This window comes from Streptomyces sp. NPDC047117, from assembly GCF_040643545.1.
In the GTDB taxonomy this organism is placed as follows: Bacteria; Actinomycetota; Actinomycetes; order Streptomycetales; family Streptomycetaceae; genus Streptomyces.
Window position 1 is genome coordinate 295,892 of sequence record NZ_JBEYUN010000010.1, and the last position, 16,799, is coordinate 312,690.

Genomic DNA, 16,799 nt, shown 5'->3' on the forward strand with positions numbered 1-16,799 from the left:
CGCGCGGCGCGCTCCATAGGATCCGTACGGCCAGCACCCTGCGACGGAGGAACCACCCGCCATGGCCCACGCATCCGGCCCGCTCGACGAGTTGGACCGCAAGATCATCGCGGCCCTGACCGCGAACGCCAGGACCAGCTTCGCCGAGATCGGCACGGCCATCGGCCTGTCTGCCACCGCGGTCAAACGCCGGGTGGACCGGATGCGCGAAACCGGCGTGATCACGGGGTTCACCGCAACGGTCCGGCCCGCCGCGCTCGGCTGGCGCACCGAGGCGTACATCGAGGTGTACTGCGACGGCGCGGCGCCGCCCCGCCGGATCGCCGAGGTCGTCCGCAGGTACCCCGAGATCACCGCCGCCATGACGGTCTCCGGCGGCGCCGACGCGCTGCTGCACGTCCGGGCGACCGACGTGGAGCACTTCGAAGAGGTGCTGGAGCGCATCCGGACCGAGTCCTTCATCCGCAAGACGATCAGCTACATGGTCCTCTCGCACCTGATCCCGGACAGCCCGGAGGCCGGCGCAGGATCCTCCGCCGTCCAGGGCTACGGCCCCGACGACTCCGCCTCCCCCGTCCGTTAGGGCGACCCCACACGGATCATCGGACACACCCGTTCCACCGACGCACGAACCCTGCGCGGAACCGACCATCTGCGCACGTTCGCTGCGCCGGTACGCAGCGTTCCGGACTTGTCCGGCACAACAGCGGCTTTCTACCGTTGAGACATCCCAACGTCACCCACCGATGACCCCGCGTCACCGGTGGGACGCCCCTTGCCGTGTCGCCGGAAACGGAGGACCCCGCCGTGCCCGAACCCGTGTCCGCACTCGTGCGCGAGCCCGTGCCCGTCGAGCCCGTCCCCGCCGGGGCCATACCGGTAGCGGCCGTGCCCGAAGAGGCCGTGCGCACGATCGTGCGCCCGCCTCGTGTACCGCGTCCGCGGCGCTACCTGGTCTGCGAACCGCGCCACTTCGAGGTGCGCTACGCCATCAACCCCTGGATGCGCGACGCCGCGCCGGTGGACACCGCGCTGGCGCAGCGCCAGTGGGCGGCGCTGGTCCAGGCGTACCGCGACCACGGCCACACGATCGAGACCGTGGAGCCGGTGGCGGAGCTGCCGGACATGGTGTTCGCGGCGAACTCGGCGCTCGTCGTGGGCGGCCGCGTGTTCGGCTCACGCTTCCTCGCCCCGGAACGCCGCCCCGAGTCCGCCGCGTACGAGGCATGGTTCCGGGCGGCCGGGTTCGACGTACGGACCCCGGAGGCGGTGTGCGAGGGCGAGGGCGACCTCGTACCGGTCGGCGACTACCTCCTGGCCGGTACGGGCTTCCGTACGACGCGGGAGGCGCACGGGGAGGTGCAGGAGTTCCTCGGCGTGCCGACGATCGGCCTGCAGCTGGTGGACCCGTACTTCTACCACCTCGACACCGCCCTCTTCGCGCTCGACGACACCAACGTCGCCTACTACCCGGAAGCCTTCTCACCCGGCAGCCTGGAAGTGCTGCGCCGGCTGTTCCCCGAGGCAGTGACGGCCACCCGGGAGGACGCGATGGCGTTCGGCCTCAACTCCGTCTCCGACGGCTGCCACGTCTTCGTCGCCCCGCAGGCCGAGGGGCTCGTCGAACAGCTCGCCCGCCACGGCTACGTCCCCGTCCCCGTCGACCTGTCGGAGTTCCACAAGGCCGGCGGCGGCATCAAGTGCTGCACCCAGGAGGTCCGTCCATGACCGCGCCCACCCGCCCCTCCGCCGCCCCCCAGAGCCGCTCGCCGCAGGACCCGGCCACCCGCTCGTCGGCGGAGCTGATCCGCGCGGAGGCCCCCGTCCTCGCGCACAACTACCACCCGCTCCCGGTGGTCGTGGCGCGCGCCGAGGGCGTCTGGGTCGAGGACGTCGAGGGCCGCCGGTACCTCGACATGCTCGCCGGGTACTCGGCCCTGAACTTCGGCCACCGCCACCCGGCGCTCATCGAGGCCGCACACCGCCAGCTCGACCAGGTCACCCTCACCTCGCGCGCCTTCCACCACGACCGGCTGGCCGGCTTCGCCGAGGAGCTGGCGGCCCTGACGGGCCTGGACATGGTCCTGCCCATGAACACCGGCGCCGAGGCCGTGGAGAGCGGCATCAAGGTGGCCCGCAAGTGGGCGTACGACGTCAAGGGCGTCGCTCCCGACCAGGCCACGATCGTGGTCGCCGCGGACAACTTCCACGGCCGCACCACCACGCTCGTCAGCTTCTCCACCGACCCTCAGGCACGCGCGGGGTACGGCCCCTACACGCCCGGCTTCCGCGTCGTCCCGTACAACGACCTCGCCGCCCTCGAAGCGGCCGTGGACGAGACCACGGCCGCCGTGCTCATCGAGCCGATCCAGGGCGAGGCCGGCGTGGTCATCCCCGACGACGGCTACCTCACCGGCGTCCGCGAGTTGACCCGGCGGACCGGCTGCCTGTTCATCGCCGACGAGATCCAGTCCGGCCTGGGGCGTACGGGCCGCACGCTGGCCGTGGAACACGAGGGCGTGGTCCCCGACGTCCTGCTGCTCGGCAAGGCGCTCGGCGGCGGCATCGTCCCGGTCTCCGCCGTCGTCGCCCGCCGCGAGGTGCTGGAGGTGCTGCACCCGGGCGAGCACGGCTCGACGTTCGGCGGGAACCCGCTGGCCACCGCGGTCGGCTCGGCCGTCATCGGGCTGCTGAGCACCGGCGAGTACCAGCGCCGCGCCACCGAACTGGGCGAGGTGCTGCGCACCGGGCTCGACGGCCTGGTCGGCAAGGGTGTCACCGGCTACCGGGCACGCGGCCTGTGGGCGGGGGTGGACGTCGACCCCGCGCTGGGCACGGGCCGCGCGATCAGCGAACGCCTCATGCGGGAAGGCGTCCTGGTCAAGGACACCCACGGCTCCACCATCCGGCTCGCCCCGCCGCTGACCATCGAGAAGGGCGAACTCTCGTCGGCGGTCGAGGCCCTGGGACGGGTACTGAGCGAGTAACGCATAGCCATCCGGCCATGCACAACAAAATAGCTGGCCTCGCCGACAATGATCCGTAACTATATGCGGCATGACACATATTGATTCACAGTCATCCGCGGATACGGCGGACACGAGCGAGCCGGACTGGCCTGTGGGCTTCCGTGCCTACACCGGCAACGGAGGCCTGCGGGCGCACGGGGACGACCTCTCGATCGTGGCGTCGGACCGCCCGTCCGTCAGCGCCGCGATGTTCACCCGCAGCCGCTTCGCGGGCCCCGCGGTGGTGCTCAGCCGGGCGCACGCCGCCGGCGGGCACCTGCGCGCCGTCACCACTCTGGCGCAGAACGCCAACGTGGCCACCGGCCGGCAGGGCGAGGAGAACGCGGCCGAGGTGGTCGGCCGGGTCGCCGCGATCCTGGGCGTCCCGGCCGACGCCGTCCTCATCGGGTCCACCGGCGTGATCGGACGCCCGCTCCCGATGGCCGCCATACGCGCGCACTTGGAGATGACGGCGGAGCGCGGCACGGCGGCCTTCGAAGCGGGCCCCGTCGATGTGGCTCGGGCGATGATGACCACCGACACCCGCCCGAAGACCAGCGCCCGGACCGTCGGCGGAGCCCGCATCGTCGGCGTCGCCAAGGGCGTCGGCATGCTGGAGCCGAACATGGCGACGATGCTGGCGTACCTCTTCACCGACGCGGACCTCTCCCCCGCCGAGCTGGACGGCGCGCTCCGGGGCGCGGTCGAGAAGACCTTCAACTGCCTGAGCGTGGACACGGACACCTCCACCTCCGACACGGTGGCCGTGCTCGCCAACGGGGCGACCGGCCCCGTCGACCTCACGGCCTTCTCGGCAGCACTCACCGATGTCTGCCTCGACCTCACCCAGCAACTGGCGAGCGACGGGGAGGGCGCGAGCAAGCTGCTGCGCGTCACGGTGGCGCAGGCCGCCGACTACGCGCAGGCCAAGCGGGTCGCCAAGAGCGTGGTGAACTCTCCGCTGGTCAAGACCGCCGTACACGGCGCCGACCCGAACTGGGGCCGGGTCGTGATGGCCATCGGCAAGAACACCGAGGACACGGACATCGAACCGGCGAAGGTGACCGTACGGTTCGGCGAGACCGAGGTGTACCCGGAGGAGCCGGGGCCGGACACGCTGGAGAAGCTGGCGGAGACGATGCGGCGGGACGAGGTCGACATCACGATCGGGCTAGGCACCGGAGACGCCACGGCCACGGTCTACGGCTGCGACCTCACCGAGGGCTACATCCGCGTCAACGCCGACTACACGACCTGACGCGCGTCCGCGCCGGCGGCCGACGCCGGGGCCTCGCCCGCGCCCCGGCACCGGGTCGGCCCGTGCCCCCTGCACTGGTCGCCACGCCCTGTCCGACCTGCGCGGATACCGCTCCGAGCGCCGTTGTCAGTGGTCGGGTGCAGACTGACTCGTACCTGGAACAACGGCGTTCGGAGGTGCAGTGACATGACCATGGGCACGCAGGATGTCCTTCTCGCGGTAGGGACCCGGAAGGGCCTGTTCATCGGCCGGCGAAGGCGGGGCACGTGGGAGCTGAGCGAGCCCCATTTCCCCGCCCAGGCGGTCTACTCGATCGGTATCGACACCCGCCGCGCGACGCCCCGGCTGCTGGCCGGCGCGGACAGCGCGCACTACGGCCCCTCGGTGTTCCACTCCGACGACCTCGGCAAGAGCTGGGTCGAGCCGAAGCGCGCCGCGGTGAAGTACCCGGATTACACCGGAAGCTCGCTGGAGCGGGTGTGGCAGCTCCAGCCCGCCGGCCCCGCCGCGCCCGACGTGGTCTACGCCGGTACGGAGCCGGGCGCGCTCTTCCGGTCCGAGGACGGCGGCGAGTCGTTCGAGCTGGTGCGGTCGCTGTGGGAGCACCCCTCGCACGACCAGTGGGTGCCCGGTGGCGGCGGCCTCGCCGTGCACACGGTGATCACCGACCCGCGCACCGCCGATGCGGTGACGGTGGCGGTGTCGACGGCCGGGGTCTTCCGCACCCGCGACGGCGGCGCGAGCTGGTCCCCGTCGAACAGCGGCGTGAAGGCGGTCTTCCTGCCCGACCCGGACCCCGAGTTCGGCCAGTGCGTCCACAAGATCGCGCAGGATTCGGCCGACCGCGACCGCCTCTACCTCCAGAACCACTGGGGCGTGTACCGCAGCGACGACGCGGGCGGGACGTGGACGGACATCGGGACCGGACTGCCGTCGGACTTCGGGTTCGCGGTTGCCGCCCACCCGCACCGCGGCGACGTTGCGTACGTCTTCCCGATCACCGCGGACATGGACCGGGTGCCGGCCGACCACCGCTGCCGGGTGTTCCGCACGTCCGACGCCGGCAACAGCTGGGAGGCGCTGAGCGCGGGGCTGCCGCAGGAGGACCACTACGGCACGGTGCTGCGCGACGCGCTCTCCGTGGACGACGCGGACCCGGCGGGCGTGTACTTCGGCAACCGCAACGGCGAGGTGTTCGCCAGCGCGGACGACGGCGACACCTGGCAACAACTCGCCGCCCACCTGCCGGACGTCCTCTGCGTACGGGCGGCGGCGGTGGCTTAGAAGAGCGGGGAGCCACAGACGCCTGGGCGGATACGTACGCAGGCTACGCACGAGCGCTGACGCAGACGGAGACGCGTGCGGGACCGCGCATGGGCGATGGCCGCAGGCGGCGGTCGTACGAGGGGGTGGTGAGCCGGTCGGGTGTGACCGGGGATGGCGTGATCCGAGCGAGGTGGCTGTGGAAGTGACCGGGGAAGGGGGCGCGGGTTGATAGGGACCACCGCACGGCCAGTAGGGTGACGCCGTGGCTGCACGACCTCTCCATGAAATCGTCGAACCGGGCTGGGCCAAGGCACTTGAGCCCGTCGCCGGACGGATCGCCGCGATGGGCGACTTCCTGCGGGCGGAGATCGCCTCGGGACGTACGTACCTCCCGGCCGGCAGCAACGTGCTGCGCGCCTTCCAACAGCCCTTCGACGACGTGCGTGTGCTCATCGTCGGGCAGGACCCCTACCCCACCCCCGGACATGCCGTCGGGCTGAGCTTCTCGGTGGCGCCGGAGGTGCGGCCGCTCCCGGGCAGCCTGGAGAACATCTTCCGCGAGATGCACTCCGACCTCGGGCTGCCGCGGCCGGCCAACGGGGACCTGACACCGTGGACGCAGCAGGGCGTGCTGCTGCTGAACCGTGCCCTGACGACCGCGCCCCGTAAGCCCGCCGCCCATCGCGGCAAGGGCTGGGAAGAGGTCACGGAGCAGGCGATCCGCGCGCTGGCCGCGCGCGGGCGTCCGATGGTGGCCGTTCTGTGGGGACGCGACGCGCGTAATCTGCGCCCGCTGCTCGGACAGGTGCCGTCGGTCGAGTCGGCGCACCCCTCGCCCATGTCGGCGGACCGGGGGTTCTTCGGCTCGCGGCCGTTCAGCCGGGTCAACGACCTGCTGGCCCGGCAGGGGGCCGAACCGGTCGCCTGGCAGCTGCCCTGACCGGAAGCCGCCGCCGCCCTGACCTGGTGGCCTGGCGGCTGCCCTGACCTGGAGGGATAGTGTGCCCGCATGACCACGAACACGAACGTCCCGGCGGGCTGGTACGCCGACCCGCAGGGCACGCCCGACCAACTGCGCTGGTGGGACGGCACCCGGTGGACCGAGCACACGCACCCGGGCAGCCAGGGCCGGCACCAGGCCGGTCAGGGTCAGGCACAGCAGCAGGGGTCGGCACAAGGATCGGCGCAGGGGCAGGCGCAGGGACCGGCACAGGGGCAGGCGCCCGGCCAGGGGGGACAGCCGGGGGCTCAGCCGGGTGGGGCCTTCCCTGGGGCGCAGCCTGAGGCTCAGCCCGGTGGTGGTCACCCGGGGGCTCAGCCCGGCGGCGGTTTCCCCGGGGCTCAGCCCGGTAGCGGTCAGCCTGGAGGTCAGCCGGGGTTCCCGGGCGGGCCTCAGCCGGGTGGTCAGGCCGGGGGGCAGCCGATGCCGCAGGCGCAGCCGTACGGGCAGGGGGCGCCGCAGCAGCCGTACGGCCAGCCGCAGCCCCAGCCTTACTCCCAGCAGCACCAGCAGCCTCATCAGCCCCAGCCGCAGATGGGGCAGCAGCCGGGCGGGCAGCCGATGCCGCAGGGGTACGGCTACCCGCAGCAGGGGCCGGGCCCCGGCGCCGGCGACCCGGCACAGGTGCAGCGCCAGGTGCAGCAGCAGGCCGGCGTCGCGCCGGCCGGCCCGGGGGGCGGCGGTTCGCTGTTCACCGAGCCGGTCCTGGTCGTGAACCAGAAGGCCAAGCTGATCGAGATGACGAACGAGTACAGCGTCTTCGACCAGCACGGCAACACCATCGGCTCGGTCGTCCAGATCGGCCAGACCACGGCCAAGAAGGTGCTGCGCCTGGTTTCCAGCCTCGACCAGTACATGACCCACAAGCTGGAGATCCGCGACACGTACGGCCAGCCGCAGCTGGTGATGACCCGGCCGGCGAAGTTCATCAAGTCCAAGGTGCTGGTGGAGCGTCCGGACGGACAGCCGGTCGGCGAGATCGTGCAGCAGAACGCCATAGGGAAGATCAACTTCGCCATGGTGGTCAACGGCCAGCAGATCGGCGCGATCAAGGCGGAGAACTGGCGGGCCTGGAACTTCGCCATCGTCGACCACGCCGACCAGGAGATCGCCCGGATCACCAAGACGTGGGAGGGCCTGGCGAAGACGATGTTCACCACGGCTGACAACTACGTCCTGCAGATCCACCAGCAGCTGCCCGACCCGCTGCTGAGCCTGGTGGTCGCGACGGCCCTGACCGTCGACACGGCCCTCAAGCAGGACGCCCGCGGCTTTGGGTGAGCCCATGGCACCGGACCTGGTGCTCGGTGTCGACTCCGGCGGCTCGGGCCTCCGCATCGCGGTCGCCCGCGCGTACGGGGACGGCTCCCCGGCCGACGGCGCCCCGGCGCGACGGCTCGGCGAGGTCGACTTCCAGGAGCCCGTCCGTACGGGGCCCGGCGGTATCGACGCCGGCGACCTGCTCGCCCGGCTGCTCCCGGCGGCCGCCTCGTTGGTACGCGCGGCGGGCCCCGACAGCCGCTGCGTGGCGGTGTGCGTGGGCGCGGCCGGCATGGTCGCGCTCGGCGACGACCTGCGCGCGACGCTGCCGTCCGCGCTGGCCCGCGCGCTCGGCACGAACCGGCTGGCGCTCGCGTCCGACGCCGTCACCGCGTACGCGGGTGCCCTCGGCCGGCGCCCCGGTGCCGTGGTCGCGGCCGGCACCGGCATGATCGCGATGGGCACCGACCTCACCGCCGCGACCGGCTGGCGCCGCGCCGACGGCTGGGGCCACCTGCTGGGCGACTGCGGCAGCGGCGCCTGGATCGGCCGGGCCGGACTGGAGGCGGCGATGCGTGCGCACGACGGCCGGCCCGGCGGTTCGACGGCGCTACTGGCCCGTGCCGAGGCGGTGTTCGGGCCGGTCACCGGCCTGCCCGGAAAGCTCTACCCGCGCTCCGACCGGCCCGCCGTACTGGCGTCCTTCGCCCCGGAGGTGGCGCGCTGCGCGGCCGAGGACAAGTTCGCCGCCGCGATCCTGGACGAGGCCGCCCACCACATCGCCGACGCCGCGGCCGCGGTCTGCCCGCCGGAGGCCCCGCGCAGCGAACGGGAAGTCGCCTACACCGGCGGCCTGTTCAAGATGGGCGAGCCGCTGCTGGAGCCGCTGCGTGCGGCACTCGCGGTACGGCTCCCCGGCGTACGCCTGGTCGCGGCGGCCGGCGACCCGCTGGACGGCGCACTGCTCATCGCGTCGGCGCTGGCCCGCGACGAGCTGCGGCTGCCCACCGACGCCCGCCTCCTCCACGTCACGGACTGAGCCCCCGCCAGGCCGGAGCCCGGGACGATTCGCAGTCGCACACACAAGCACGCCCCCTCCGCCCTCCCCTGGCGCGACTCCCCGACCTCACCCCCACCGCCCCCACCATCTCTTCCGCCCCCTTACCCACTTTGACACCTTCGCCCCCTATGCCACCTTCCCGCCACTCCACTCCCCCAGCTCTCTCCGGCCCCTAAACGGAATCCGCGGCGCCGCTCTCCGCGGGATCACCCGGACGAGAAGTCAGCGCAGATCACACGGCGTGTCGTGTGATGTTCACACGGAGACGCGCGGGACGAATCGGTACACAAACCACCCGACTGTGCCCTCCCTCGGCACCGGGCGCCGAAGAGGCGTTAGCATGCGGCGCCATGAGTTCCCCCACTGGGCCCGCACCCGGCCTGCCTGTACGAATGCCGCGTCCGCGCCAGTCCGGACGCCACCGCCGACCGGAGCCGGTCGCCGCGCCCGAGGGCGCGCCCGCGCTCGTCCTGGCCGTTCCCGGCGCCCCCACCGCCGCGTCGCGCGGCCTGGCGGAGGAGGTGTCCAGCATCGCCCGCTCCGAGCTGCCCGGCCTCGACGCCCGCATCGGGTACGTCGACGGCGGCGATGAGGAGTTCCCGTCGCTGGAGGCCGTGCTCTCGCACGCCGCCGCCGAGCGCAGGGCCCGCATCGAAGCCGGTGCGCAGGACCTCAAGGACGCCCCGGCCGCCGTCGTCGTGCCGCTGCTCGCGGGGCCCGACAACGCCCTGCTCCGCCGTATACGCCAGGCGATCATGAGCAGTGGCTCCGCCGCCGAGCTCACCGATGTGCTCGGCCCGCACCCGCTGCTCGCCGAGGCGCTGCACGTACGACTGTCCGAGGCCGGCCTGGCGCGTGCCGACCGAGCCCGCCTCTTCACGGTTGCAACGGCCGCGGACGGCATCATCCTCGCCACCGTCGGCGGCGAGGAGGCCGTGCAGGCCGCCGGCATCACCGGCATGCTGCTCTCCGCGCGCCTCGCGGTGCCGGTACTGGCCGCCGCGCTGGACGAGGACGGCGCGATCTCGCGTACGGCCGAGCAGCTGCGGAACTCCGGTTCGCAGCAGCTGGCGCTGGCGCCGTACCTGATCGGCCCGGAGATCGCCGACGGCCTGCTGGGGGCGGCCGCGGCCGAGGCGGGCTGCGCTTCCGCCGAGGCGCTGGGTGCATACATGGCGGTGGGCCGCCTGGTCCTCTCCAACTACGCCGCTTCGCTGGGCATCACGCTCCAGTCGGCGCAGGGAGCGCCGACCCGCTGACCCGTCGCCGGCCGCCCCACGCGGCCGGCGCCCCGCTCCAGTGGCTGAACCCTCCGACGGGCCGTCCCGCACGATGCGGTGGCGGCCCGTCGCCGTACCCGGCCGGGGCCTGCACGGGACCTGGCCGCCCCCTGCCCACGACCTGGCCGGACCCTGCCGCCCCCGGCACCGACCCCACCCCCACCCCCGCACCCGGCACAGGCATCAGCCGCTCGTGCGTCCCACCAGCACTCTCACCCGTACTTCCTCCGCGTACGGCCCCTCCGGCAGGGCCGCGCGCAGTCCGGCGGCGAAGTGCGCGCGCTCCTCAGGGCCGGGGAGCCGGTCCGCCGGTACGGCGGAGCAGACGCCGCCGAGCAGCTCCTCGAACGTCAGCTCCGCCCGGTACCGGTGGTCGATCTCGCGCACCCCGTCGTAGCCCGCCCCGTGCAGCGCCCTGGCGTAGTCGGACCGTTCGTCGTCGGCCGTGCCGCAGGTGGCCTCCAGGGCCATGCCGAAGTACCGCTCCAGCTCTCCCCGGAGCGCGTCCGACCAGTGGGTCTCCTGCTGCCACAGCGGCACACCGTTGGCGATCACGGCGACGCCGCCGCCCGGCCTCAGCAGCGGGCGCAGCTCGCGGAAGAGCCGGCCGTGGTCCATCCAGTGCAGCGCCTGGCCGATGACGGTCATGGCCAGGGAGCCCCGGCCGAGCAGTGTGCCGAGCGCCGCGACGTCGGTGTCCGCGCCGAGCACCCAGGTGGCGTTCTGTACGCCCGCCTCCTCGGCGGCGCGGCGGGCCAGCCGCAGCATGTCCGGTTCGGGGTCCATGCCGAGGACCGCGCCGACCCGCGGGGCGAGCGGTACGGCCAGCGCTCCGGTGCCGCACCCCAGGTCGAGTGCGGTGTCGCCGGCTGTCAGGCCGAACGTCTCTTGCAGGGTGTCCAGGAGCTCCGGGCGGTAACCGCGCCGGAAGCGGGCGTAGTACTCCGCGACCTCACCACTGAATCCGACGGTCATGCGGCCAGCCTGCCCGGAATCGGGCCGCCGCGCCCGGCATTCGGACGATCTCACCGCCGAACGTCCGCTATCGGCTGAACACACCCAGCGGGCTGAACCCGAGCAGCGCGTGTCGGCCGGTGCGGCGCGTTTCCGTACGTCGGGAACGCACCGCACCGGCCGGAATGACGCTGCTCAAGACCGGCCAGGCGTTCAGCGCGCGAAGACCACGCACGAGGCCGACGGGACCGGGAGCGATCCGCCGCGTTCGGGGATGCCGGTGTCCGCGTCGACGGCGAACCAGGTGACGTCCCCGGAGCGCTCGTTGGCGGCGTATAGGTACCGGCCTTCCGGGTGCAGCGCCAGGTCACGGGGCCAGTCGCCGCCGCTGGGCACGGTCGTCACCAGTCGCGGCGCTTCCCCGTCCTCCTCCAGCGCCAGTACGGCGATGCTGTCGTCCCCGCGGTTGGCGGCCCAGCCGAACCGTCCGTCCGCCGAGACCACGAACTCCGACGGCAGCGTCGGCGTCACACCGCCCTCGGGCAGTACGGGCGTCTCCCCCAGCGGTGTCAGCAGCCCCCGCACCGCGTCCCAGCGGCAGGTGGTCACCGCGGGGTCCAGCTCGTTGATGACGTACGCGAGGTGGCCGCGCGGGTGGAAGCGGAGGTGGCGGGGGCCGCTGCCGGCGCGCATGGCGATCTCGCGCCGCATCACCAGTTCCCCGCTCCCCGGGTCGATGTCGCACACGCGGACCGAGTCGGTGCCGAGGTCGACGCTGAGCACCCAGCGCCCCGAGGGGTCGGCCACCACGGCGTGCGCGTGCGGGCCGGTCTGCCGGTCGGGGTTCGGGCCGCTGCCGTGGTGCTGGAGGACGCCGCCGGGGCCGGGCTCGGTGGGCGCGCCGTCCGCCCGCAGGGGCAGCGCACTGACGCTGCCGGAGCGGTAGTTGGCGGTGAGCAGGTGCCCGGCGTGCGGGGTGAGGTGGGTGGGGGCCGAGCCGTGGACGGGTGCCGGCGGCGCGAGCAGTTCGGGCCGCTCCCCCGCGAGCGAGAAGGCCCCGGCCGCGCCGTCGGGGGTCTCGCTCACCGCGTACAGCAGCCGGCTGTCGGCCGATACGGCGAGGTAGGAGGGGCTGGTCACCGCGTCCGTGCGGGCCAGCTCCTTGAGCGCGCCGCTCTCCGGGGCGAACTCGGCGGTGACGACGCCGGCCCCGCCGGCCGTCGACCCGATGTACGCCCGCCACCCGGAAACGTTTCGGCCGGCACCGTTCACGCTCATACCCCGCTTCTCGTTCGTACGCCCCGTATTGGTCGGTCACCGACGCTAACAGCCGGGCGACGCCCCCGCCGGAGATCATCTGCACGGAGCCGCCCGGCCCCGCTCATGCTTGGGTCGCGATCGGGCTCAGGCCCCGGCCGGCTTGTTGGCCGATCGGGCTCAAGCGCCGATCGGGCTCAAGCGCCGATCAGCGACCGGCGGGCAGGCGCTCTCAGCGGGTCCGCGAGTTCGGCGAGGGCGTGTTCCAGGCCGTGCAGGTGGGCGAGGGCCGGTTCCGTCGCGTGGAGCTGGGGCGCGGCGGCCACCGCGTACCGCTCCGCGCGGGCGGCCGGGCCCGGTGCGGTGAGCGCTTCCACCGCGGCCTCCACGCGCAGGCAGGCGGCGGTGAGGCGGTCGTCGTGGGAGGCCTCCGGGTCGGCGGCGACGGCGGCCAGCCCGCGGACCTCGCGGGCGCAGTCGTCGAGCAGGGCGAGCACCCGGCGGGCCCGTCCCTTGCGGGCCCGCACCGGGCTCAGCGGGTGGACCAGCGGCGCGAGGGAGGCCCGTACCTTGCCGAGCAGCAGCTCCAGTTCGACGACGCGGGCCGCGGGGTCGGCGGTGCCGGAGCCGGCGAGGCGCGCGGCTGCCTCGGCGGTGCAGGCGTGCACGCAGCGCAGGGCGCGCTGGATCCAGGCGTCCGTCGTGGCGTGCGTGGTGACGGGCAGGACGAGCAGCACCGCCAGTACGGCGCCGAGCGCCCCGACCCCCGTCTCGGCGACCCGCAGGACGAGCAGGCCCGTGTCCAGCACTCCGAGGAGCCCGTACAGCAGCCCGGCCATCACCGTGACCGCGAGCATCATCCAGGTGTACGACACGGCCGCGGTGTAGAAGATGCCGAAGACGCAGACCGCGACGAGCGCGGCGGTGGCCACCGGCGCGCCGTGCAGCGGTACCGCGACGCCCAGTCCGATGCCGATCCCGATCACCGTGCCGAGCACCCGCCGGAAGCTCCGGACCAGCGTCTCGCCGCTCGACGCCGTGTTCACGAAGACCCACCACGTCGCGCCGACGGCCCAGTACCAGCGCTCCTGCGACAGGACCTGCCCCGCGGCGAGCGCGAAGGCACCGCCGGCCATCGCTTGGAGCGCCTGCCGCGTGGTCGGCCGGGCGAGCCCGGTGCCGGCGGTCAGGGGCGGGACCGCGGCGGGCGCCGGCAGCCGGCGCTCGTAGCACCACAGTCCGAAGCGTATGGTCGCGGCGGCCAGCAGGGACAGCAGCATCGCGCCGTACAGCTCGGGCAGCTGGCCGGGGACCGTGTGCAGGAACTGCGTCGCGAAGAACATCATGAACGCGAACACACCGAGGGAGTGCCCGCGCGGCCCCCACCGGCGGGCGTACACCCCGGCGCCGACCACGGCGAGGAAGGCCGCGTCCCTGGCCACGGGGGAGTCGTGCAGCACGGCGGCGAGGGCGAGCACGGGGAAGCCGACCGCAGGCAGCAGCGCGGTCGTGACCGCCTGCCCGCGGACCGTCGGGTCCAGGACCGTGAAGAGCGCCAGCAGGGCCGCGAGGCCCCCGGTGATCGCCGCGGCCAGTGAGTGACCGGTCAGCACGCACAGGGCCACCGCCGATCCGATGCCGAGCACCGCCCGCAACGCGCTGCGCAACCGCAGCCGCCCCGGATCCGGAGCCACGAACACCCTCTTGAGCACAGATCCCCGCCCCTTCTGCGTTCCGCTGACGCGTCCGCGCGCGTCACGTCGTGCCGCGTCGGTGTCACGTCGTGTCACGCCATGAAAAAGGCGCCGCGGAATCCGCAGCGCCATCGACATGACCATCAGAACACCCGGGACCACACTGGCTCAACAGAGCCCTGAATCACTGTGCCATTGGCCCATCGGCACGCGCCCGGGCAGGACCGGGGGCGTGCCAATGGACCACCGAACCGGCAACGGGCCGTCACCGGTCAGCAGCAGCAACGACCGCTCAGGGGATCCTCGTCGCGGCGGTCGGTGCGATTCCGCTCGAAGGCCGCGCGGGAGAGGACCGGGGCCGCGGGGTCCTGTGCGCGGGTGTGGGCGACGTACCGGCCGTACGCGTGCTCACCGGTGAACTCGCGCACGTACCAGCGGACCCGGCGCAGCGCGCGCCGCAGCGGCACGCTCACGCGGCGAGCTTGGACTCGACGTACGCCGCCTCCCGGAGGTCCGGCGTTCCCCCGCCCCGGACGGTGCGCACGCAGACGCGCGCGCAGGCGACGACCACCACGAGGGTGAGGAGGGCGAAGGCGATGGTGAGCACGCCCGTCACGGTCGAGTTGTGGACGATCGTCGCCATGTCGGCGGCGGATGTGGCGGGCGCGCGGACCGCACCGGCCTCCAGCGCCTGCTGGTACTGCGCCCGCTGCGCGAAGAAGCTCACCTTCGGGTCGGCGGAGAACACCTTCTGCCAGCTCGCCGTCATGGTCACGGCGAGGTCCCACACCAGCGGAACGCCGGTGACCCAGGCCCACTTGAGGCGGCCCGACTTGATGAGCAGCGTCGTGCCGACGGCCAGGGCGACGGCGGCGAGCAGCTGGTTGGCGATGCCGAAGAGCGGGAAGAGCTGGTTGATCCCGCCGAGCGGGTCGGTGACGCCCACCCACAAGAAGTAGCCCCAGGCGAGCACGACCGCCGCCGAGGTGATCCAGATGCCCGGCCGCCAGCTCTGGTCGCGGAACCGCGGCAGGACGTTGCCGAGGGTGTCCTGGAGCATGAAGCGGCCGACGCGGGTCGCCGCGTCCACGGCGGTGAGGATGAACAGCGCCTCGAACATGATCGCGAAGTGGTACCAGAACGCCATCATCCCGTCGCTGCCGAACGCCTTCGCGAGGATGAGGGCCATGCCCATCGCGAGGGTGGGCGCGCCGCCCGTGCGCGAGACGAGGGACTCCTCGCCGACCGAGCGCGCCGCGGCGGCCAGATCGTCCGGGCCGATCGAGAAGCCGAGCGAGGAGACGGCAGCGGACGCGGAGTGGAGCGTGTCGCCGAGGAGACCGGCGGGCGCGTTCATCGCGTAGTACAGGCCCGGGTCGATCACGCACGCCGCGATCAGCGCCATCAGCGCGACGAAGGACTCCATGAGCATCGCGCCGTACCCGATGGGCGCGACGTGCGATTCCTTCTCGATCATCTTCGGCGTGGTGCCGGAGGAGATCAGGGCGTGGAAGCCGGAGAGCGCGCCGCAGGCGATGGTGATGAAGGCGAACGGGAAGAGCCCGCCGGCGAAGACCGGGCCGTCACCGGCCCGCGCGAACGCGGTGACCGGCGCGACGGCGAGGTCCGGCAGCGAGATCAGCACCCCGGCCGCCAGCAGCACGATGACGCCGACCTTCATGAAGGTGGAGAGGTAGTCGCGGGGCGCGAGCAGCATCCACACGGGCAGCACGGACGCGAGGAAGCCGTACGCCATCAGGCACAGCGCCAGCGTCTGCGGGGACAGGACCAGCGCGTCGCCGATCGGGGACTCGGCGACCCAGCGGCCGCCCGCGATGGCCGCGAGCAGCAGGGCGAGTCCGATGAGGCTGACCTCGGTGACCCGGCCGGGGCGCAGGTACCGCAGGTACACGCCCATGAGGAGGGCGATGGGGATGGTCATGCCGATGGAGAAGGTGCCCCAGGCGGAGTGGGCGAGGGAATTGACCACGATGAGGGCGAGCACGCCCAGGATGATGATCATGATCGCGAAGACGGCGAGCAGCGCCGCGGCCCCGCCGACCGCGCCGATCTCCTCGCGTGCCATCTGTCCCAGGCTCTTGCCGTCCCGGCGCATGGAGAAGAACAGCGTCACCATGTCCTGGACGGCACCGGCGAAGATCACGCCGATGATGATCCAGACGGTGCCCGGCAGATAGCCCATCTGGGCCGCCAGCACGGGGCCGACGAGCGGACCGGCGCCGGCGATGGCGGCGAAGTGGTGACCGAACAGCACGCGCCGGTCGGTGGGGTGGAAGTCCACCCCGTCGTTGAGCCGCTCGGCCGGCGTGGCCCGCCGGTCGTCGACCCGCAGCACCTTGCGTGCGATGAAGCGGGCGTAGAAGCGCTGGGCGATCAGGTACGAGCCGATGCCCGCGGCGATCACCCAGACCGCCGAGATCCGCTCACCACGGGAGAGCGCCAGCACGGACCAGCCGGCCGCGCCGAGCGCCGCGATCAGCGTCCAGACGGCGATCCGGACGTAACGGGAACTCCACACTGGGATTGCGCCTTTCCTGGGGTACGGGAACGAAGGGGCGGCCGCGCCGGGGGTCGGGGCGCGGCCGCCACACGAAGGGCTTTTGGCCGGGTCAGCCGCCCAACTCCGCCTCGAACTCCGCTGTTTCGAGGATCTGCTTGACCGTGGTCAGGTAGCGGGCGGCGTCCGCGCCGTCCACCAGACGGTGGTCGTAGGAGAGCGACAGGTACGTCATGTTGCGGAC

At 73.0% G+C, this 16,799-nt stretch carries 15 protein-coding genes and 1 pseudogene; 10 read left to right on the forward strand and 6 right to left on the reverse strand.

The genetic code is table 11. The annotated features are described in order from the left end of the window. Positions 1 to 61: 61 nt before the first annotated feature. The 10 genes and pseudogenes from ABZ840_RS21670 to ABZ840_RS21715 all read left to right on the forward strand — a co-directional run bounded on the left by ABZ840_RS21670 (position 62) and on the right by ABZ840_RS21715 (position 10,111). A complete protein-coding gene (locus ABZ840_RS21670; protein ID WP_361561702.1) occupies positions 62 to 583 on the forward strand; it encodes an Lrp/AsnC family transcriptional regulator in 522 nt (173 codons plus the stop codon). Between the two features lie 224 nt (positions 584 to 807). Further along, on the forward strand, positions 808 to 1,728 hold the full coding sequence (gene ddaH / locus ABZ840_RS21675) for a dimethylargininase (RefSeq protein WP_361561703.1): 921 nt from the start codon (positions 808 to 810) through the stop codon (positions 1,726 to 1,728). Then, positions 1,725 to 2,987 (forward strand): ornithine--oxo-acid transaminase, encoded by a 1,263-nt coding sequence (gene rocD, locus ABZ840_RS21680; protein WP_361561704.1) that lies wholly within the window; start codon positions 1,725 to 1,727, stop codon positions 2,985 to 2,987. Before ddaH ends, rocD begins: the two co-directional genes overlap by 4 nt. 70 nt (positions 2,988 to 3,057) lie before the next feature. Next, complete coding sequence (gene argJ, locus ABZ840_RS21685; protein ID WP_361561705.1) at positions 3,058 to 4,266, forward strand: bifunctional glutamate N-acetyltransferase/amino-acid acetyltransferase ArgJ; 1,209 nt, start codon at positions 3,058 to 3,060, stop codon at positions 4,264 to 4,266. A 186-nt stretch (positions 4,267 to 4,452) separates the two neighbouring features. Then, positions 4,453 to 5,550, forward strand: a complete 1,098-nt coding sequence (locus ABZ840_RS21690) for an exo-alpha-sialidase (protein WP_361561706.1) — start codon at positions 4,453 to 4,455, stop codon at positions 5,548 to 5,550. A 244-nt stretch (positions 5,551 to 5,794) separates the two neighbouring features. Then, positions 5,795 to 6,472, forward strand: coding sequence for a uracil-DNA glycosylase (locus ABZ840_RS21695; protein ID WP_361561707.1), 678 nt, complete (start codon positions 5,795 to 5,797; stop codon positions 6,470 to 6,472). Between the two features lie 69 nt (positions 6,473 to 6,541). Then, positions 6,542 to 6,649 (forward strand): annotated as a pseudogene (locus ABZ840_RS21700) (DUF2510 domain-containing protein); the annotation flags it as partial. A gap of 306 nt (positions 6,650 to 6,955) precedes the next feature. Continuing rightward, entirely contained in the window at positions 6,956 to 7,813 is an 858-nt protein-coding gene (locus ABZ840_RS21705; RefSeq protein WP_361561726.1) for a phospholipid scramblase-related protein, read from the forward strand. A gap of 4 nt (positions 7,814 to 7,817) precedes the next feature. After that, positions 7,818 to 8,831: a BadF/BadG/BcrA/BcrD ATPase family protein gene (locus tag ABZ840_RS21710; protein ID WP_361561708.1), complete on the forward strand. Its 1,014-nt coding sequence runs from the start codon at positions 7,818 to 7,820 to the stop codon at positions 8,829 to 8,831. A 371-nt stretch (positions 8,832 to 9,202) separates the two neighbouring features. After that, complete coding sequence (locus tag ABZ840_RS21715) at positions 9,203 to 10,111, forward strand: hypothetical protein (RefSeq protein WP_361561709.1); 909 nt, start codon at positions 9,203 to 9,205, stop codon at positions 10,109 to 10,111. A 204-nt stretch (positions 10,112 to 10,315) separates the two neighbouring features. On the opposite strand, the gene ABZ840_RS21720 is transcribed toward ABZ840_RS21715, so the two are convergent. The 6 genes from ABZ840_RS21720 to ABZ840_RS21745 all read right to left on the reverse strand — a co-directional run. After that, positions 10,316 to 11,107: a class I SAM-dependent methyltransferase gene (locus ABZ840_RS21720; protein ID WP_361561710.1), complete on the reverse strand. Its 792-nt coding sequence runs from the start codon at positions 11,105 to 11,107 to the stop codon at positions 10,316 to 10,318. Between the two features lie 192 nt (positions 11,108 to 11,299). Beyond that, complete coding sequence (locus ABZ840_RS21725) at positions 11,300 to 12,364, reverse strand: lactonase family protein (RefSeq protein WP_361561711.1); 1,065 nt, start codon at positions 12,362 to 12,364, stop codon at positions 11,300 to 11,302. Between the two features lie 176 nt (positions 12,365 to 12,540). After that, the gene (locus ABZ840_RS21730) at positions 12,541 to 14,055 is read right to left on the reverse strand and encodes an FUSC family protein (RefSeq protein WP_361561712.1); all 1,515 of its coding nucleotides are present in this window, start codon (positions 14,053 to 14,055) and stop codon (positions 12,541 to 12,543) included. 254 nt (positions 14,056 to 14,309) lie between these two features. Further along, positions 14,310 to 14,510, reverse strand: a complete 201-nt coding sequence (locus tag ABZ840_RS21735; protein WP_361561713.1) for a YbdD/YjiX family protein — start codon at positions 14,508 to 14,510, stop codon at positions 14,310 to 14,312. After that, positions 14,507 to 16,576 carry a carbon starvation CstA family protein gene (locus ABZ840_RS21740; protein ID WP_361561714.1) on the reverse strand — a complete coding sequence of 690 codons (2,070 nt, stop codon included), beginning with the start codon at positions 16,574 to 16,576 and terminating at the stop codon, positions 14,507 to 14,509. Before ABZ840_RS21740 ends, ABZ840_RS21735 begins: the two co-directional genes overlap by 4 nt. A gap of 91 nt (positions 16,577 to 16,667) precedes the next feature. Next, positions 16,668 to 16,799: 2-oxo acid dehydrogenase subunit E2 (locus tag ABZ840_RS21745; protein WP_361561727.1), on the reverse strand; the 132-nt coding region annotated here is incomplete at its 5' end.